This window comes from Coprococcus eutactus (assembly GCF_001404675.1).
Classification (GTDB): Bacteria; Bacillota; Clostridia; order Lachnospirales; family Lachnospiraceae; genus Coprococcus; species Coprococcus aceti.
This window is the reverse complement of record NZ_CYXU01000009.1, coordinates 1-20629: the sequence shown is the minus strand read 5'-3', so window position 1 is coordinate 20629 and position 20629 is coordinate 1. Positions and strand designations below refer to the sequence as shown.

At 40.8% G+C, this 20629-nt stretch carries 18 protein-coding genes and 1 pseudogene; 2 read left to right on the top strand and 17 right to left on the bottom strand.

Annotated features, from left to right (window positions below; genetic code table 11):
• The first annotated feature begins 91 nt into the window (after positions 1-91).
• Positions 92-574: a hypothetical protein gene (locus tag ARA78_RS12750; protein WP_055146811.1), complete on the top strand. Its 483-nt coding sequence runs from the start codon at positions 92-94 to the stop codon at positions 572-574.
• Between the two features lie 103 nt (positions 575-677).
• Here the strand turns inward: ARA78_RS12750 and ARA78_RS12745 are convergent, their stop codons facing one another.
• From ARA78_RS12745 to ARA78_RS12695, 12 genes and pseudogenes are all read right to left on the bottom strand, one after another.
• Positions 678-1367, bottom strand: coding sequence for a UDP-N-acetylglucosamine pyrophosphorylase (locus ARA78_RS12745; RefSeq protein WP_055280655.1), 690 nt, complete (start codon positions 1365-1367; stop codon positions 678-680).
• A gap of 73 nt (positions 1368-1440) precedes the next feature.
• Positions 1441-3489 carry a DNA topoisomerase gene (locus ARA78_RS12740; RefSeq protein ID WP_055280654.1) on the bottom strand — a complete coding sequence of 683 codons (2049 nt, stop codon included), beginning with the start codon at positions 3487-3489 and terminating at the stop codon, positions 1441-1443.
• Between the two features lie 420 nt (positions 3490-3909).
• Positions 3910-6018 carry a glutamine synthetase III gene (locus ARA78_RS12735; RefSeq protein ID WP_055280653.1) on the bottom strand — a complete coding sequence of 703 codons (2109 nt, stop codon included), beginning with the start codon at positions 6016-6018 and terminating at the stop codon, positions 3910-3912.
• 165 nt (positions 6019-6183) lie between these two features.
• Positions 6184-6858, bottom strand: coding sequence for an RloB family protein (locus ARA78_RS12730; RefSeq protein WP_330376010.1), 675 nt, complete (start codon positions 6856-6858; stop codon positions 6184-6186).
• A complete protein-coding gene (locus tag ARA78_RS12725) occupies positions 6849-8057 on the bottom strand; it encodes an AAA family ATPase (RefSeq protein ID WP_055280652.1) in 1209 nt (402 codons plus the stop codon). The genes ARA78_RS12730 and ARA78_RS12725 overlap by 10 nt, the downstream gene beginning before the upstream one ends.
• Positions 8058-8211: 154 nt before the next feature.
• Positions 8212-8931, bottom strand: coding sequence for a metallophosphoesterase (locus tag ARA78_RS12720; RefSeq protein WP_055280651.1), 720 nt, complete (start codon positions 8929-8931; stop codon positions 8212-8214).
• 26 nt (positions 8932-8957) lie between these two features.
• Positions 8958-9467, bottom strand: coding sequence for a CinA family protein (locus ARA78_RS12715; RefSeq protein WP_055280650.1), 510 nt, complete (start codon positions 9465-9467; stop codon positions 8958-8960).
• A gap of 81 nt (positions 9468-9548) precedes the next feature.
• Positions 9549-10667, bottom strand: a complete 1119-nt coding sequence (locus ARA78_RS12710) for a DUF3137 domain-containing protein (RefSeq protein WP_055280649.1) — start codon at positions 10665-10667, stop codon at positions 9549-9551.
• A gap of 58 nt (positions 10668-10725) precedes the next feature.
• On the bottom strand, positions 10726-11847 hold the full coding sequence (locus ARA78_RS12705) for a hypothetical protein (RefSeq protein WP_055280648.1): 1122 nt from the start codon (positions 11845-11847) through the stop codon (positions 10726-10728).
• A gap of 108 nt (positions 11848-11955) precedes the next feature.
• Positions 11956-12090 (bottom strand): annotated as a pseudogene (locus tag ARA78_RS13955) (AAA family ATPase); the annotation flags it as partial.
• Between the two features lie 23 nt (positions 12091-12113).
• A complete protein-coding gene (locus ARA78_RS12700; protein WP_242849725.1) occupies positions 12114-12641 on the bottom strand; it encodes a CinA family protein in 528 nt (175 codons plus the stop codon).
• A gap of 100 nt (positions 12642-12741) precedes the next feature.
• Positions 12742-14385 carry a hypothetical protein gene (locus tag ARA78_RS12695; RefSeq protein WP_055280647.1) on the bottom strand — a complete coding sequence of 548 codons (1644 nt, stop codon included), beginning with the start codon at positions 14383-14385 and terminating at the stop codon, positions 12742-12744.
• Positions 14386-14719: 334 nt separating this feature from the next.
• On the opposite strand from ARA78_RS12695, the gene ARA78_RS12690 reads away from it, so the two are divergent.
• Positions 14720-15106, top strand: coding sequence for a hypothetical protein (locus ARA78_RS12690; protein ID WP_055280646.1), 387 nt, complete (start codon positions 14720-14722; stop codon positions 15104-15106).
• A 13-nt stretch (positions 15107-15119) separates the two neighbouring features.
• Here the strand turns inward: ARA78_RS12690 and ARA78_RS12685 are convergent, their stop codons facing one another.
• The 5 genes from ARA78_RS12685 to ARA78_RS12665 form a co-directional block, all read right to left on the bottom strand.
• Complete coding sequence (locus ARA78_RS12685) at positions 15120-15593, bottom strand: NADAR family protein (protein ID WP_055280663.1); 474 nt, start codon at positions 15591-15593, stop codon at positions 15120-15122.
• 87 nt (positions 15594-15680) lie between these two features.
• Positions 15681-16835: a hypothetical protein gene (locus ARA78_RS12680; RefSeq protein WP_055280645.1), complete on the bottom strand. Its 1155-nt coding sequence runs from the start codon at positions 16833-16835 to the stop codon at positions 15681-15683.
• A 31-nt stretch (positions 16836-16866) separates the two neighbouring features.
• Positions 16867-17676 (bottom strand): cell division protein FtsQ/DivIB, encoded by an 810-nt coding sequence (locus tag ARA78_RS12675; RefSeq protein WP_055280644.1) that lies wholly within the window; start codon positions 17674-17676, stop codon positions 16867-16869.
• Positions 17677-18030: 354 nt separating this feature from the next.
• Positions 18031-19983 carry an ABC transporter substrate-binding protein gene (locus ARA78_RS12670; protein ID WP_172674934.1) on the bottom strand — a complete coding sequence of 651 codons (1953 nt, stop codon included), beginning with the start codon at positions 19981-19983 and terminating at the stop codon, positions 18031-18033.
• A 140-nt stretch (positions 19984-20123) separates the two neighbouring features.
• A complete protein-coding gene (locus tag ARA78_RS12665; RefSeq protein ID WP_055280642.1) occupies positions 20124-20570 on the bottom strand; it encodes a DUF6273 domain-containing protein in 447 nt (148 codons plus the stop codon).
• Positions 20571-20629: the final 59 nt, after the last annotated feature.

Below are 20629 nucleotides of genomic sequence, written 5' to 3'. Positions count from 1 at the left end.
GTTATCTATGCTGTTTTTTCATCTGCTAATAATTTTCTCATAAAATCGCTCTCTTGTGAATAAAATATATAAAAAACAGGGAGAGCAAATAATGTCATCAACTAAACTTATCGTATTAAAATCAAAAGAACTCATATACACCGCCATACTGCTGGCACTTGTGATCGTATTTGTCATTATACTTATCACCATGTTCCGCGGCAAAGATTCGGATGACACCAGTGGTTCAGCCAGGAGCATCGCAACCTCAGCCCAGACTGATCCGTCTCCTAAGCTCGACGAGATACATTACACACCGGGGACATACTCATCTTCCCTTGTTCTGGGAGAAAACACTCTGTCCGTCATGGTCACTGTGGATGAGGACTACATCACAGATGTGTCATTCAAACAGGTGGATGAGACTGTGACCACCATGTACCCACTTCTTGAAACGGCACTCGAGGATATCAATACTCAGCTTCACTACATATCTTCCGTGGACGATATAACACCTTCCGGAGACAGCACATACACTACCAGACTTATCATAGATTCCATACGAAATGCCCTGAAGGATGCCGTGATCAACTAGCTGTCACGGTGCTTTCTGCAAAAACAAAAGGACATATGACCGTATATATCTTGTATTATATACGGTCATATGTCCTTTATTTATCCCACCGTTTATACAGTCGTTACTGCTTTGCAACTATGTTATCCTTATCCTTGAAAATACTGCCTCCCGGCACATATCCCCTGACTCTTGATACAGGATAGATGTTGCTGAATCTTCCTATTACGGTTCCAGGATTGAGGACGCTGTTGCAGCCAACCTCAACATTATCTCCGAGCATTGCACCAAACTTCTTAAGTCCTGTTGCAATGTCAAAGCTCTGTCCGTCCACATTTCCCTTAACGTGAACCAGAGTCTTGTCAGACTTCACATTGGACGTGATGCTTCCGGCACCCATATGTGACTTGAAGCCGAGGACTGAATCTCCCACATAGTTGTAATGAGGAACCTGAACGTTGTTGAATATGATGACATTCTTGAGCTCTGTTGAATTACCTATCACACAATTCTCTCCGACCAGTACGCTTCCTCTGATGAACGCACCCGGGCGAACCTCTGTGCCTGCACCTATGATTGTTGGTCCAAGAATGGTTGCTGTTCCATACACCTTACAGCTCTTGTGGATCCACACATGCTCATCCACCTCATTGTACTCATCCTTGTCCAGGCTCTTTCCAAGCTCAAGTACGAAATCCTTGATAAGTGGAAGCGCCTCCCATGGATAGATAAGCTTCTCAAGAAGAGGCTTTGCCATGGTCTGATCTAGGCTGTAGAGCTCCTTTATTGTTACAACTGACTGTATATCTTCCATAATAATAGTCTCCTTTTCTATCACATATAACTGATACATACTATGTTATACACCTTTGAATCAGTATGTGCAATCACTGTGTATCCGCATTCTTCTCCGCCTTTGCGCCTGTTCTGGCTGTGGCTCTTGTCTCCTTCTTCTGGGCACCTCCGCCCTTGGCGTAGAACACCTTCGTTTTGTCGAATACCCCTGTTATTCCATTCTGGTTCTGTATCTGCTTCACAAGGTTTGTGTATTTGGTGACAAATGTAGTCATCTTATCCGTGTATTCCTGCTTGGATATCTGACCTTCAGCGACACCCTCAAGCCCCTTTTCCCAGCTCGCCGTCAGGTCCGCTCTCAGCAGACCGTTGATGGAATAATATACTATATCGTATATTATCTCCCCAAGGAATGTCGGGGTCACTATCTGTGTCTTCTTGTTCAGCGATATATATTTGTTCTTCTCCAGCTTGGTGATGATCCCGTCTCTTGTGGCACTTGTTCCGATTCCAGCTCCCTTGATCTGCTCTCTGAGCGCCTCATCCTCTATGAACTGTCCTGCATTCTCCATGGTCAGGATCAGTGATCCTGAGTTGTATCTCTTAGGTGGGGATGTCTCGCCCTCCTTTATGTCGATTCCCTGGACGCTCAGCTTGTCACCTTTCTTTATTTTCGCAAGCCTTGCTATGAATTCAGGGCTGTACTTCACATCATCCTTCTTCTTGGAAAAGCTGTTGGCAGCCACCTTGAGGTAACCATCGTTTATCAGATATTTGAAGTTGGCAAACAACTTCTCTCCATTCTTGGAGAGTGTCATTGCAACCTTCTGGTACTCTGCAGCAGGGTAAAATATGCTGAGGAATCTCCTGCATATGATCTCATATACCTTGAGAGCTGTAGGTGCCAGACTTCTAAGTGCTCCAAAGCCCTGTCCGGTAGGTATGATGGCGTAGTGGTCGGTGATCTGCTTATCGTTCACATATTTCGTCTTTGCGATTCCCTTATATGTGCCGCTCTCCATGGCCCCCTGTGCAAATTCTGCCACAGGCTGGAAATTCTTAAGTCCCGATATGTTCCGTCCTATCTCCTTTGCCACGGCCGTTGACAGCACTCTGGCATCTGTTCTCGGATAGGTTACCAGCTTCTTCTCGTAGAGCTCCTGGACTATCTTGAGGGTATCGGACGGACTGATCTTGAAAAATGATGAACAGTCATTCTGAAGCTCTGCCAGATTGTACAGCATCGGAGGCTGTTTCTTCTCTTTCTTGTGCTCCACAGCCTGGGCCACAGCCTCGGGCTCCCCTGCCTTCAGCTCCGCCAGAAGCTGCTCCGCTGCGGGTCTCTCTTTAAATCCATTCTCCTTATACAGAAGAGGCGACTCGAAATACTTTGTGCCCTTCACTGCCTTCCATTCTGCATCAAATGTCTGTCCTTCCTCGCCCACATTTGCAACGAGTCTGTAGAACGGAGTCTTTACAAACTCCCTGATCTCACGCTCTCTCTTCACTATTATACCGAGGACACAGGTCATGACACGGCCCACGGCTATGACACATCTGTCCATGCCGAGATACCTCTGGACTACATTTGAAAACTTCAGCGACAGCGCCCTTGAAAAGTTGATACCCATAAGGTAGTCCTCCTGGGCCCTAAGGTACGCTGAGTCGCTGAGACTGTCGTACTCTGAGAGCGGCTTCGCCTCACGGATTCCCCTGAGGATCTCCTCCTCGGTCTGTGAATCGATCCACACACGGCGTTTCTCCTTGCCGGTTACGTGAGCCATGGAATCCACAAGCCTGTATATGTATTCTCCCTCTCGTCCTGAATCCGTTGCCACATAGATACAGCCTACGTCATCGCGGGTAAGCAATCCCGCAACGATATTGAACTGTTTCTTTGTGTCAGGAAGAACTTCATATTTGTATTCAGTTGGAATAAATGGAATAGTTGAAAGGCTCCACTTCTTAAGATTCGGATCGTAGACCTCCGGGTAGCTCATGGTGACCAGATGTCCGACACACCATGTGACAACCGCTGTATCCGACTCCAGGTAACCATTTCCCGCATTGCCCTTCACCCCCAGCACGTCGGCAAACTGCCTCGCCACGCTGGGCTTCTCTGCTATATATAAATTCTTCAAATTATGCTCCTATTCTTTCAGCATCCGCCACACACATGATCCTGTTTATGCCGTGGCCGGTGCAAAAATACATCACAACACATCTGTATATAATAGCAGAATTTGTGGAGGGGGGCAAGTGGGGACGGAGGTGCCTGCGCCTCCGCTTCGCACTTCTCCACACGCATTGCGCGTTAATACCGAATTGCTTCGCACTTCGTGCTCCCGCAATTCTACGCGGCATTCACACTCCGGCCTATCGGCCTTCGTGTTCATGTCGCGTCATCCCGTCAAATGCGCTACATGCCGCGAGCAAGCTCTCGCATGTGCGCGCTTGACGGGATTTTAACGCGCAAAAGCACCCCGCCTGCGACATGCGCAGACAGGATGCCTCCAAGCTATTTATATGCAATTATGAAGGATTTAACAAACTTAAAGGTTTTACTGCTCGAATAACAGCTGCTCGTATGTTGGGAATGGCCAAGCTGTCTTTGGAAGTTCCTTCTCAAGTTCATCAGCAGGCTTTCTCACTGTGTCAAATGCTGCAAATACTGTGTTGTGGAAGTACTTAGCCCAAGCCTCTGTATCTCCCTCGTAATCTGCTGCCTTTGCAACCAGCTCCTCAAGGGCTACTGTGGCGCTCTTGAGCTCTGTGAGTTTCTCTGAGATGGTGTTCAGAAGTGATACCTGAACTGTAGGGGCAATTCCAAGAGCCTTGATCTCAGCAGCACCCTTTGCAAGCTCTGCCTGATATTCCATAACTGCAGGGATGATCTCCTCATTGGACATCTCTATCATGGTGAGTGCCTCGATGTTGATCTTCTTTGCGTAGTTCTCAAGCATTACATCAGCTCTCGCCTCAAGCTCTGCCTTATCCATAACTCCAAGACTCTCGAAGATCTTAACGCTCTTATCTGCTGCAAGATAAGGAACAGCATCAACCATGCACTTGATATTTGGAAGACCACGCTTTGCTGCCTCCTCAACCCACTCGTCTGAGTATCCGTTGCCGTTGAAGATGATTCTCTGATGTGCTGTGAGTTCTCTTCTGATGAGTGCTTTGCAGGCTGTCTCGAAATCGTCAGCGCCCTCAAGCTCATCTGTCATCTTCTTAATCTGATCTGCAACTATTGTATTTAATACCATCATTGGAAATGCGATGGACTGTGTTGAACCAACCATTCTGAACTCGAACTTGTTGCCTGTAAATGCAAATGGTGATGTTCTGTTTCTATCTGTGGCATCCATTGTAAATGTAGGAAGTGTTGATGCACCTGATACATATGTCTTGCCCTTTGGTGACTCTGTAGCCTCACCCTTCTCGATGATCTGCTCAACGATCGACTGGAGCTGCTCTCCAAGGAATGCTGAGATGATTGCTGGAGGTGCCTCATTTGCGCCAAGTCTGTGATCGTTTCCTGCTGATGATGCTGAAAGTCTCAGGAGCTCAGCGTTGTTGTCTACGGCTGCCAGAACTGCTGCAAGGAAGAACTGGAACTGGAGATTTGTCTCAGGATGCTTGCCTGGATCGATAAGGTTCTCACCCTCGTCTGTTGAGATCGACCAGTTGTTGTGCTTACCTGAACCATTTACACCGGCAAATGGTTTCTCATGAAGTACACACTCAAGGTCATGCTTTGCAGCGATCTTCTTCATGGTTGCCATAACCAGATGGTTCTGATCTGTAGCGATGTTGGTTGTTGAGAAGATTGGAGCAAGCTCATGCTGTGCAGGAGCAACCTCGTTGTGCTGTGTCTTTGCAAGGATGCCGTACTTCCACAGCTCCTCGTTCAGCTCTGTCATGTATGATGCGATCTTATCCTTGATCGCTGCGAAATACTGATCGTCAAGCTCCTGTCCCTTCGGAGGCATTGCTCCGAAAAGTGTACGTCCGCAGAGCTTAAGATCTGTTCTCTTTGCAAATTTCTTCTTGTCGATCAGGAAGTATTCCTGCTCAGGACCAACTGATGAAGTAACTTTCTTGGCTGTTGTGTTGCCGAACATTGCAAGAGCCTTGAGAGCCTCCTTGCTGATGGCATCCATTGAACGGAGAAGAGGTGTCTTGTAATCAAGTGACTCTCCTGTGTATGATGTGAATGCTGCCGGGATGCAGAGGATGCATGTTCCCTCATCTGTTGTCTTTACAAATGCTGGTGATGTACAATCCCATGCTGTATATCCTCTCGCAGCACATGTCTCACGAAGACCGCCTGAAGGGAATGATGATGCATCCGGCTCTGACTTGATGAGCTCCTTGCCTGTGAACTGAAGGATAACACCTCCATCACCGACTGTGCTTACAAATGAGTCGTGCTTTTCTGCTGTTGTCTCTGTAAGTGGCTGGAACCAATGTGTATAATGTGTTGCACCAAGCTCCATTGCCCATTCCTTCATGGCAGCTGCAACTGAGTCTGCGATTGATGTATCAAGAGGCTCTCCCTTGTCAATAGTCGCCTTGAGTGACTTGTAAACTGCTTTTGGAAGTCTCTCTCTCATGACCTGATCTGAGAATACGTGTGAGCCAAATACGGCTGAAATTTTGTTCATCATAATTACTACTCCTTTTCCTGATTAAAATGAATCCTTAACGTATCCTCAAAAAAAGAGAAAGGTGTCCTCCTTCTTGAGAACACCTTTGTCCATTTCGTATCATCTAATTGTTGAATATAAAATACTCCATATTCTTTCAAAAATCAACCCCTAATTTTAGAAAATTTATAAATAGGGTTTCAAATACTCCACCAGTTCATAAACCTTTGTTCCAGGTGATGAATCAGCTGGAGTTCTTCCCGCATTTGTTTTATCTAATCTTTTTGCATTATTTATTGCTACGTCAATATAAGGTCTTAACACTGAATACATATCTGATCTATTCTTCGTGTACTCCCCTTTTCCTATATTCGTAAGCCACTCCGTCAGCTTAGGCCAATACTCAGACCGATGTATGTCTGCCTGATAATATCCAAAGTGTAAAAGGAACCATAGCTCTATACACTGATTAGACCAAATTGCATGAAAACATATCTCACTATTGGTATTCTGTTCACACAGTGTCATGGTTTTATTGATATGTTCCGCAGGAAAATCGTCTGTGTCATACACAACCCATACATGTCTATAATCATTCGGACTTTCAAAAGCCTTCCTTTTAGCTTTCTCAAATAAGCTGATCGTATTGTCACCCTTTCCCTCTATATCAAGCTGAATACGGTCTCTGTAACTTTCATTTATTATTCTTCGTATTTCATCAAAATATGCAGGTTCAGTATCTGTTCCTTCCGTGACAATCAAATGATATTCTGGTTGCAATTTTACCTTTTTACTTCTTCTGCCACTAACCCAGTCCTTTCCCAAATCAGACTTCTTTAGAGGTTTTAAGCTCAATACCATTCACCCCCAAGCATATTCTGTAAATATGGATCCGCACCATACCGACCTTCCATATACTGCTTATCATATGCAGCGGTACTGTTCACATGCCTGTCATCTTCATCACGTACGTCATACAATGAATAAATTTCGCTTTCATGCTTGTCATCTAGCGCAGCAAACCATATCTCATCACGTCTGAACACTGTATTCTTCATTGTCGTCAAATCATGAGATGTGAATATCAACTGAGCCCCCATCTTATTATAATCAGGATTCTTGAATAATTTGATTATATATTTAAGCAGTTTAGGATGAAGCTTTGCATCCAGCTCATCCACTACCACAAGCCGTCCTTCCTGTAACGCCAGCAAAAGAATCGGAAGTGCTGCAAGAAGTTTCTTTGTTCCATCAGATTCGACAGCAAATGGTAATTCATAGTATTCCCCATCCACCATTCTTCCTGTATATAACTGGCGCTCCTCTGCATTATACCTATAGTCACATATGTCTATATCAAGATCGTTTAAAACTGTGATTATCCTTCTCTTTGTCTTTTCCTCATCCACCAGCAATACACGATTGTCCACCTCTGGTATCGCATAACTTTGAACGATACATGACTCAAACCAGGTCATAACTTCAGTTATAACGTCCAGATTATAGTTGATTGCCAAGAATGACAAATACGGCATTCTTGGATTAACCATCTTGTTTATTCCGCTCTTGCTTATGCTTGTTCCAAGTTTTATCTTTTCTTTCTCCCTTTCGAAAACTGTACCGGTACGTTTCCCTCCTATATTACGCCAATATAAGCTTTCTGAAATTATTGATCCATCAAGCACTGCAATATAATATCTATACTCCCTCTCACTCTGTCTAAAATATATCTGAAACTCTGTCGGTTCAGTCTTGGAGTCATTATCAAACAAAAATGGCACGCATGAGACTCCATACTGTAATATGAGTCTCTGTCTGTTTTTCTCAAGTTCAGCGACAGGCCTCACAACCATAGATATCAGACAGGCAAGCGCCTGAAGCAGATTGGTTTTTCCTCCACCATTTGGTCCATATATAGCACTTACCGGAAGAAGTGCCACATCGGACTTGTCCGCTTTTAATAAACTTTCTTCAAACTCAGGAATAGCTGCCGCCTGAAAATCAAACTCAGTTTCAGTTCTGTATGACTTAAAATTTTTAAAAGAAAAAAAGCATAACATGGACTTCTCACCTCCCAATTATATAATATATATTATTATATAATACGTCAGTTTTCAAGTTTTATTCCACGTTATACAAATTTATTCTGTATTTTTTGCTTTATAATCTCGTTGTATGTATTATATTCCTAATTCATATAAATAACACGTTATATCAAATATAAACCACTCTGTCCTCCTCCACACAGTAGCACGCCAGCTTTCCGCCCCTATATCTCTCACCATTTCCACAGTCGAGATCCATATAGTAAGGCGTCTTGTAAACGTTGTAAGAATGGTCTTCATTGAGCCTGTTCGTCGTCACATGTCCGCAGAACACATACCTGTCAAATGCCTTCTTATCCGAAAACGGAACATTGTGGATATCAGGTGAGATGAGAAATCTGTACTCATCTCTTCTCGCTGCATTCATAATAGACTCAGTGATATTGATGGTCCTGTCAGCATTTCTGATGTATGAGCCGCAATGAATACCTGAATGAGTAACAACACAATCTCCGTACTTCGGAGACTTGATCTCAGTATAATGTGGCAGATGTGCAAGATACCCATGCAGCTTCATCTGACCATCCACATTGAGCCTCTTGATAGCTCTGACTGTTCCACCACCGCCGAATATGATCCACTGTCTCTCTGACATGCTTCCCTCTATGTACATCTGGGCAAACAGTTCATGATTACCCTTTATGAGCTGCATCGAACCATCCACAAGATAGTCCGACATAAACTCAAGAAGAGAAATTCCCTCATCGTTCCAGTCAAATATGTCTCCCATGACTATCATGTGGTCCACGGCTGGATCAAAGCTTATCTTTTTCAACATTTTTCTGAATGACATGACATCTCCGTGGATGTCGGATATGAGATATAACATTTATACATCCTTTGACAATCGTTCTATCAGTCCAGCCTCTTAATAAGCTCCTCATATATCTCCTCCGCCACCGCCAGCTTATATGCAAGTCTTGTCTGCTGAGGCGGGAGCTCCACATAATACTCTTCCACATCACCATCTATATCTATGGCAAAGTATACCTGTCCCGGAATCGAAGCGTCTGGATTTGCCGGATCCACATTTCCCATGGTTCCAGTCACGCCGATCCCTATATTCGCATTATACGCCTTTCTACACGCCTGCGCCATTGAACCTGCAGTTTCCTTTGAATAGACTGTATACTTGTCTATGATCTCTGCGGGAACCCCCTGCATGATCTTCGCCTCATTGCAGTAGGTGATAAATGCACCTTTCAGCACTGCAGAGGAACCTTCCGTATCGGTGATGAGGGAAGCTATCTGCCCTGATGTGGCGGATTCCATGGTGGTGATGGTGAGGTGACGGGAGATAAGAAGTTGTGTGAGATTCCGATAATTCATTCTGATCTTATTCTCTATATTGCATTCACTCTCCATAAAGCGTCTATTCTCCTTCTTTTCCTTTTCACTTTTAGAATAGTAACTTTCCTCAAATACGTCAAGCGGGATGATATACTATTACTGAAGCATATCCAACCCCAATCCGGTATTGCATTTTGTTTTCCCAATATGGACATATGTATTAAAAAATTGCTTCTCCTTCAACTCTCTCGGACTGTTTTCAAATATAAGTGTAACAGATTCTTTTACTAGTTTTCTATAATACATTAAATTCCGAATCATCCCTTGGCAACAATCAATCATTATATCAAGGATTGCTAAAATATCTGATAATTCTTTTCTAAACTTTTTCCTGTATAATTCGATATCGCTATTATCTTTAATTTCTCCAATTAATTCAAATGAATTTTTCTCGTTGTAGCAGGCAATCACGCCCATATTTCCAGAAAGTTGAACTCTTGTACGTTTTCCCATTTTCTTCAAGCCTGAAATAAACTGAGGGGTCAAAATAGAATACGCAAGGTCATCCCCCGATGCATTAACCTCAAACCGGTCATCAAATACGCGATCTCCCGTTTTCAAGTAGCTTGATATATTGTTTTTTTCATCTATGTATACGGCCTTTCTATTTTGCCTCATTTTCCCAGAATTACTCTTGCCCATTATCTGTACAAATCCATTCACGCTTTTACTCAACGCCATTGTCATAAACTGTCCTGAAAACTCTGTAATAGTAGTTTTCAGGTTGTTTTCATTTGCAGTATAATCCTGACTTTCTGTTTTCAATTCAAGATCACTGTATGTAAATTCTACATTTCTGTATATTCCATGAATATAATCTGAACCTGTTGCTCTATTATAAGTTGGAAGAATACTGCATTTTTTTAAAAAAGATTCATCCACATAACCACTTGGCGAATAATCAATAACCTGAATTCTCTCCTCGAGAACCCCGAGCACAATATTCTGTCCTATAAACACCCTGAGGTCTTTCATTTTTTTATTACACAGTATAGCAAGTAAGAAGCCAATAAATATGCATACTACAGGCACCACTCTAAAAACAGTATCAATAATTGGACCATATATATCAAATATTACCCCCACAAACGGAAGGAGTATTCCCACTAACGACAAATACATGGGGATTTGTATTATTTTGATATTTCTTTGTTTTGCTTTTATTATACTCTGCATTTCTTCATCATTTTTATAATTAACTATCTGCTTATTCATATATACTCCTTGTTCCGTAATAATCAATGATGCAACTGGTAAACTTTTTCATTGACATTTACACATTGAAGCAGGATTTTTCATTGTGGCTGCCATCTTCTATGAAAAACATTCTAAATCCCAATATCATAACCGGAACCACCTCGTTCATATGCAGCAAAAGTGTCACTGCCGGCTTGATAAATCCCAGTTCCGCCAATATAGCATATATGATCAGAAATGCTTCTATCATATATATTCCAATCACAAACGTTCCACGTCTGGCAGATACCTTCATAAGCTTTGCTGCAGACAGAATGACAGCAATTGACAAAATAACAAGCAATATGAACCACAATATACACAAACCAATCCCAGCCTGATGTTCAATTATCGTAATATTATATCTTGCTCCAAAAATTCTGTCTGGCATACTTCCAGCCTGATCCAGTTCATCCATGATCGAAGAACCTGAAATCTTATTCTTACTGGTAAATACATCATCACATCCGGCAAATATAAGTATAGCTCCACAAAGCAGTGATAACAGACAAGTCACAATATTCAACCTGTGCTGAACAGCCATGTATAGAATAAACATAATCGTTTCTGCGCATACAATAGCAAATGTGAGATCATCTTTGGCCATCACAAGTTTTACACTCACAACATTTGCAAGTTCGATAAGAAACCAGAACAAAACTCCACTCCAACTTTTCTTTACAAGGTCAACGCCCTTTACCATAACCACAAAAGCTAGTATCGTTATCACCACAGCATATATTTCGTCACTTCCCGAGCCGAATAATCCCCAATGTCCTCCATCATCGAGTCCACTGTCGGTATGTATTGAAAACGTCACACTTGCCCAGCAGATGGCGGCATACAGAAGCGTAAGCACAAACAATGCCGCCGCATCTCTAAATTTCTTTTTATCTGTAAAAAGCGATCCACAATAACGCACTGCGCCATATGTCTTATCACATATCTTCTCAAGCGGCAAAACAAAAAGTATCGCCCCTACAAGAATACATATAAGAATGTTCCTTATCTGGCTGACTGCACCTCCGCCGCCTATGTATCCAGCCAAAAATGTATTCTCCGTTCTCGTCATTATTCCCCACATGGCCGCATAACATATAGCTGATATCACAAATGCCGGTATTGCCGTTTTTAGAATCTTCTGATCGTATTTTTTCATCTTTCTCCGCCTCCATATATCAGTTTTTCTACCTGTAAATCATCCTTTTTTAAAAGGTTTAAAAAGGCTTAATAAGGTTAAATAAGGTCACCGTATACACTGCGACCTTATAAGTTCCTGCCTTATCTCCTCATTTGGCACAAATGCAGAATTACTCTTCCTCTGATAAGCCAGATATCCAAGATGGATCAGGCAAGTGAGAACATCATCCTTATTCGCAAAACTTACTATGGCATTCTGAAATAATACCTTCAAATAATTCAGTATTATACCAATCTTTTCACAAGCTCCTCATAAATCTCCTCCGCCACAGCCAGCTTGTACGCAAGCCTTGTCGGCTGAGGTGGAAGCTCCACATAATATGCTTCCACATCGCCATCTATGTCTATGGCAAAGTATACCTGCCCCGGAACTGAAGCGTTCGGATTCGCCGGATCAACATTGCCCATTGTTCCAGTCACGCCGATCCCTATATTCGCATTATATGCCTTCCTGCACGCCTTCGCCATGGCACCTGCAGTTTCCTTTGAGTAGACTGTGTACTTGTCTATGATCTCCGCCGGAACTCCCTGCATGATCTTCGCCTCATTGCAGTAGGTGACAAATGCCCCTTTCAGCACTGTCGATGAGCCTTCCGTGTCGGTGATGAGGGAAGCTATCTGCCCTGATGTGGCGGATTCCATGGTAGTTATGGTAAGTCCTTTGAAAATAAGTAACCTGGTAAGTTTTCTATAGTTCTCTCTTATATCGTTTTCGCTGTACTGTTTGTACTCATTCACTTTATTATCAATCATAGATTAACACCTCCTTATCCATAAGTTCTGTATCATACTTTTTCTCATTTATCTGAGTCAAAGCTGCAAGTGCTGTATCCTGAAGTGTATGTTCGTCTTCCTAGTTTTCATCCTCATCACTATCATCATCTGTATGGTCCAAATCATCAAAATCATCAAGATCCATACATTCATCATTATATTTCGCCTCCATAATCTTGTGGATCTGCTCATACTCCTCATTTCTGATCTTTATAAGTCTACTATAAAGTTCACTATAGTTTACCGGTTCTCCCTTTTCCTTTTTCTCATCCATAAGCTTATCAGCTTTTTCTACAAAATCAAGAAAGTCGTGAAGTTCCTCTTCACCCTCATCTTTACCGTCACGAATCACCAGTGCTTTGTGTGCCATGTCTACTTTTATATCTGTCAGCCTTGTCATTTTCACTAAAGCATTAAGCTGTTCCTGAAGGCTGAGTATCTGAATCTCCAATACTTTTCTATCATACCCACTATCGATTATCTCCTGATCAGTATTTATGAACCTGCACTTCAGATCCGGCTGTGGCTTAATGGGAATGATCAATAGTCTGACAGCTATAAACACTGCTATCATACTACCCATGTCAAATAATGAATGACTGCTGAAACTGTTGTCCACAATTCCTGCCTTTGCACATATTCCAAATATCAGAAGTCCCAAAACACTTACATCTATCCATATCAGCATCCACATTCTTTTATGTGAATAACGTTCAACTATCTTCGAAGCACATGCCAGCAGAACGATAATAAATGCCAGCAATGCAATCATCCATATAACAACTGACGAATTCAACGGTTCGCCCACAAACGAATAATCACCTGATACATTTCTGCGCAATCCGTTCTCGAATCTAACCAATACAGGAAGTACAACATAGCCATAAGCTATCCCCAGCATCACACTAATGATTATATAAATCAGCCATTCTACTATCAACTCGCTATTATATAATGCATATATAATAAGCACTTCCACAGCTGCACCGAACAGCACCATTAGAACCCATATGGCATATCCAGTCATCTGCCAGGCAGAAGATAATGAAGTTTCAAATAACATATCTGCTTTTGCACAAATCCGGTTTGCATATATGTATGTAATAACGGCAAGATAAATTACCGATAGGATCAACCATACAATACCACTCTCAAAGAATTGCCTGCATATATAACATACTGCAAGACTCAACGCAATCACGCAAAATATGTACAAGCCTGCCCGACTAATCTTCGTATAAGGGATATAACAAAAAATGGCAATCAGCGAGGCAACCACAAGTATGGTAACTAAAAACACTCTTGATTGCCTAAGATTCGGATTTCTCTCTTTACAAATATAAAGATAAAATTTATACATGAGTTCCCACGGGATCAAAATAAATACCATGCCGATGACTAGCATCTGCCATTGATCCCTAATCCACCACGGCAGGAACTGCACATGTCCGGTTGCTTCAGCGTTAAAACTGGATACTCTCTTGAATATAATAAAGTCTTTTACCACAAATGCAGCCAAAAGCAGTACTATGATAGCTGCTGCTTTTATCTTGTAACTTCTGGATGTTATTGGCTGCTTCTCCTTGTAAGCTTTTTCATCAAACTGGCAAACTCTGTCATCAGCATCTAACATCTCTTCTGATGTATCATTCGTTTTTTCAGTTGAAGTTCTGCTTGAAGTTTCATTTGAAGTCTCTGTTGAATTTTCATTGGTTTTGTCCACTTGCTCTCTCCTTTTTCTCGTTTTTTTGTAGTTAGTTTTTGTCTTATTAAGGCAAGAATTTCACTATCGTTGCACTATATGCCTCTCCTCTTTTGTATTGTGGCTTATAGAATCAGGTGCCACTTTTTAATATATTCAATTATACACAGAACTTAATTACTTAACAAAGTAAGATTGAAATCTGCTGCTCTGGTGACTTCTTCCCGACTTCAAGCTCGGCAGTCTTCAAATGTAACTATAAGCATTAAAATCTGCAGATTAGTCAATTAAAAATGCATCGCTAAGATGGAATGCTAAAATAAAAAGCACTAAGATAATACAAAGGAGAATAGCCATGAAGATGAACAAAATCAAAAAAGCATTAGGTATTTTACTTATGACTTGTGTATTGCTGTTTGCATCCATAACTCAAAGCAAGGCAGCTACCGCAACTATGACACAAGCTGAAAGGAAAGTATATACCAAGTGGTTACTCAACGGAATCACCAAAACTCAATACGGAACATATTACAAAAGCAAAACCCAAGGAATAATGTATGATCCAGAATTCTATGTTTATGACATCAATGGAGACGGACACAAGGATATCATAGTAACAGGTCGTTTAGGTCTCAGGACTATGACTTATTCTGAAGTTTATATGCATGTGGATGGTAAATATAAAGCTGTTCCCGTTATAGGAAGCCTGTATCCAAGTTGTTACGATCGTGCCATTATTTAATCTGTTATTCAGATCACAGCTTTGATCTTACAAGCATAAGAGCATATCCTAAAAGATTTCGTCCACGCCAATTTCTCATATCAAATCTTCTTTCATCTTTGATAGATAAACCAATTCCCCATACACTATCACTCGCTGCAGCTTCCGCAAGGATTGCGTTTCCTGTTGCCTTTAGGGCTTTTCTAAGCGCAATGTTCTGTGTGAATTTCGCCATCAATCCATCATATATAATAATCTGTCTCAAACCATTCCACACATGATCATTGTAGCCTGAAACCTTACGTCCCAAATCTTTTATCACAGCTACGTCCCTTGTATTAAGAATCTGTACAGCTATATTCTTATCTCCAAAACACATTGCTTTGCTGTACATCATATACTGTTCCATTGAACTAAATCCAATACCATCCACTATAAAATCCGAATAATACCAATTACTCATATATCCCCATTCCGCATCAGGTGCATGAAAGCAAATAATATTCATAATTTTATCCCCCATTTCCATCTCTCTTGTTGTTTCCTATCGCTATTTTCCACAATCTCTTCTCATATCCTGCAATAAAAACCATTGCTATTTATATAATGACATTTCTCCTACACCACCATAATAATAAGAATCTAAAAATCCACCTCTAAATCCATCAAAATATATTACAATATCTTCTATTCCTGTCACGTCTATCGAAAAATATTTAGGATCATATCCTGAAACCAAAGTGTCCCTATACAGGTCATTTCCATCACCATCTCTTATAAGTAAAAACACCGGCGAGTCACTTGTTGCCTGATTATCCTGCTGTACAAACATAGTACCTGAAAGCCTAGAATATTTCCCACCAATATGATATGCGAGACTGCAGCCGCCACCTACCAGGCAATTATTATGACCATTTCCTGCATCATCATATACACCATCTTCAAACTCTAAGTCTCTATTAGACCACCCTGAATCAGCGATTTTTTCAGCTTGCTGCCATTCACCTTCCTCATATGGCGTGAGACTACTCACATATACCGGTTTATAGGCTTCTATAATTGTATTTGCCGCCGTCGAATTAAACAGCCCATTTTCTGAATCAGCCACATATTTTTCAAAAGAGTCATACCCCTCACTATATAGCAAGTTAAGGGCCTCATTCTCAACATTCTCTGCAATTTCACTTATGTACATATCCTTTTTCTTTTGTGTTTTCTTATATCCATCTGGATACTCCGACTTCTCATCACACAGTTCAATTACACCAGCTAATTCATCATACTCACCATTTTTATAAAGTTGATCAAGCTGATTGTAATAATATGAACCTATCTCATTGAGATAACTATTTGAATCCTTGTAATCCTCTATCTGCATGTATAAACTTTGGGCAGTCTCATAATTTTCTGCATTATAAGCCTCACATGCCATTTCATACGTTTCTTGTCGTGGATCTTCTGTTGCAATTTGTTCTGTTGTGACTTGTTCTGTTGTAGAAACTGCTGATATCTGCTCTGTTGCTGATGTTGATTCGTCAACTGACTCTCGCCCATTCTTCATCACTACGCACACTATTATAACCAGTACGGCAATCACAACAAGAAGTCCGACTTCCAATATTATAAAGCGCATATGTCTGTTGTTTTCTTTCCCAATAGAAGCTGTTCCGGTCGTTGCAATATTTTTCTTTTTATATTGTTTCCTATCTTCTACGCTTAAAGTTGACACCGTTGGATATCGTTTGTCCATATATTACTTCTCCCCTCAGCCAATCAATAACCTATTCCTCTTTATTCACTTTAAATATAACATTACAATTTGATTCATTATACTGCGACATATCCAAATTGCCTTTCTTGCCTTCTAATTCTGATAGTATCGCCCCTAGATGTCTCAATTTAAACTCAAAGCCATCAATATTTCCCATTATTATCCTTATACCATTCCTATACAAAACAAAACCAAACTCATACCTTACCCGATCAAACTGCATATCATACTTATTTATCAACTGCAACACAGTAAGTATATCATTCAAAACTGTGGCATCTTCGGTATTGAGTTTATATCCTGTTTGTACACTTTCTACATGAACCCCATATATGCACAGCACATCATCATATATTTCATTTGTCGAAGTCTCAATTACAACACCATTTTGATTAATATAAGTATATTCGCCAGCGTGCACTATACAACCAACTATTTGGTTGTCATCATATTCAGACTCACTAACTGTATTCTGCTTTAAATCATTTGCCATCTTAATATTTAATCTCACGACCATATTAACTACAACAACTACTAATATACACACAATTGCCAACGCAATTTTCGATGTAACGGATGACGCCGCCGACTCTTTCCCCTCATTCACATTTGGCTCAAGCGATTGATCTTGTTCTTCATCTATTTCATTTATATTTGACTCTTTATCTTTTTCCCGTGATTCAAGCACAGCTTCCACCATGCTATTTACCTGAACCTCGCTGAACACTTCAAGAAGCTTCCTCTTGCAGGATTCTATATCTTTATCATCTGGAAAACCATCACACTCAAGTAACTCCGCCAACCCATTATCATACATCATGCCACATATATTTGCTTCCTTATCGAACCGTGGGGCTGTCTTTTGTATAAGTGACACTACGCTAATTTTATTTCTATAGATATTATCTTTAAAATATTATTCCCGAAGTACATATAGGAGCACTTCTTTGAAGCTCGTCGTGCTGTGATTTTTTTTGTCGTTTGTATACCGTCTTTGATCCTCACAACTCAGAACCGACAGTGTTGGATACCTTATATCCATCATATACTCCCCTTCATGCTAAATATCCCTATTTCCTGATCGATCGCAATTTCTTGCAACAACCTATATAATCTTTTGTTCCGGTGGCAGTTCCACCTATTCCATGATTGATTGCAATTTCTTGTAATAACCCTAATCAACCTTCAATTCACTATATGAAGACCGAAGTTCGCTTTTGATCTGTTCTATCGCTTCATCTGCCGAGGATGTGTATCCGTGATTGTAATCCCATGAAGCTGTTTGAAACATACTGAATATTGTATAGTCATACATATTTGATTCTCCGCCATTTATTTTTAACGCGTTTTCTTTCCACACTTTAAGTGGATTTGCACCAGCCAGTATGTCAGCATTGCCATAACCATCAGATATTGCTTTGTCTATCGCCGCAGTATTGTTCACAAAATCTACATTGTCGCATTGCATCTCATACATAACATCTGTATCACAGCATAATGTATATAATACAAGTGCAGCAAGTTTCTTGTTCGGACAGCTTGCTGTGACTGTCAGATATGTTCCGCCCCAGTAATAACTTTCAGGTCCCTGACAGATATTTCGCTTTCCATATGTATCTGATCCCGGGTTATCCTTCAACGTTCCATATATAAACCAAGGACTTCCAAAATATCCAAATACATCACCTGTCATTCCTGAATACCAGTCATCACTCCACTGACTGCTGTCATTTGTATATCCACTATCAACAAGTGTTTTTGAAAATTCAAGACATTCAGTTGCCGTATTATCAAACGATACAGTATGTCCATTAACCCATCTGTATCTGGCGCTTTGCAGCATTGCTCTGTGTACATCATCTCCACCCGATACCATTTTGTATCCGGCTGCCTTCATTTTTTCTGCAGTGGACATAAATGTCTGCCAGTCTTTAACATACTTTTGGACTTCATCCGGATCTGACGTGCCAAGGACTTTTTCTGCTATATCGGTCCGGTATACAAAACAGCCCGGCGTACTCTGCCAACTCATAGCTTTAAGTTCTCCATTTACCGAACCATATTCAACCGTATACGGGAAAGCATTTTTGTACATATCTTCTGTAAGTCCTATCTGGGATAGTGGAACAGTAGAACCTGACTGTGTAAAATAATATGTTATATCAACATCACTTGCTATGATTGACGGAGTATTTTCTGCATTTTCCACCCCATCATAATACTCCTGGGATATTCCGCCAACGCCTAGATTTACAAATTTAATAAGATCAGAGTACTCCGGATACTTCTCCCTAACATAGTTAAGCTTTGTGCCCAGATCAGCATCCCATGAATATATGTAAATCGGTTCACTATTTTTATCCGGCATTTCCAGACCATTTGGACCTTTTCCTGCATTTGCCGCCTCACTACTTTTTTCTTTCGCCGTTGTGCTCTCTGTTTTTTTACTCGTTTTGCTGGTTTCTGTTTTACTCTTTTTTTCTGTAGAAGAAGCCTGTTGTGTTGAAGCGTTTTTTTTATCATCTGTAACTGTATTCTTTTGTTTCATGCTGCTAATCGCTACGCCAATCAAAATACAGATAATCAACTGCGCAGCTAGCACAGCTAGCAATATCCTGTTCCGGCTTTTCTTTTTATTTTTTTCTTTTGGTATGATAACCTGATCTTGAGTATATGCTTCTTTGTGCGCATCATTTGGTTCCGCCTTAATACTATGTATTCCATTATTATTTAGACTATCTCTCTCCGGCTGTACTTCCCTGCTTTTTTGCTCTGTCGCTATAGGTCTTGGCTGTCCTGTTTTTACATTCGTTTTATTTATATTGTATGCCTTATTTTCTGCTAACAGTTTTTCCTCACCAAGTGCTTTTAAGACTATGTTCAGTACATTATCCACCTGAGGTTCAGCAAAAACCTGCTTAAGCTGCTTCTTGCAATTTTCTATATCCCCATATTCAGGTTTTCTTTCACTTTCAAGTAATTTTCCTAATCCAGCATCATACATTACACCAAAGACACTTATTTCATTGACAAACTGCGGTGCCAGATTATATGCCATCGACTGTAGACTGGATTTATTCCTATAGCGCCTGTCTTTCAGATAATATTCCTGCAATACGTACAGCATAACATCATCAAAGCTTGATAATGACTGCTTCTTCTGACTATCTTTATATTGTTTTCTATCTTCTATACTTAACCTTGAAATTGTCGGATACTTCATCATTTGTTTTTCCCTCGATTATATGTTTTTTTCTAATTAGCATATTAGCACTTCATACACAAGGCAGGTCGGACACCAACTGAGAGATAGTTAACATAAATGCCCTCGTAATTTATCCACCCTGCACCACCTATAGTTGCTGCCGTTCCACTGTCAGTTCCCTGAGAGCGAAACCACCACCGTGCAGCTCCTGTTTCTTTATCGATAAAATATGTCAAATCATCTTCTCCAACTTTCGATTTTGCATACTCTGTTGCCTTTGCTTTTCTCTCTGAATCATTTTGAAAATACTTTTCAGCTTCTTCTACACTCAGACAAAATACTTTATCGCTCTCACCAGCTCCATCTATGTCTAACCTGTTTCCTCTATTTTCGTTATCCAGCTTTACACTGTCTATCTTTTCACGTTCCTGCTTGGAAAATACTTCTTTAAAAAACACGTCATTCAAATACTTACGAAGTGTGATATGTACCCAGAATCCTGGACACATATTTATGAACTAGGCTGAACACATGGATGCTATCCTGTATTGTACAGGTGGCATCCATT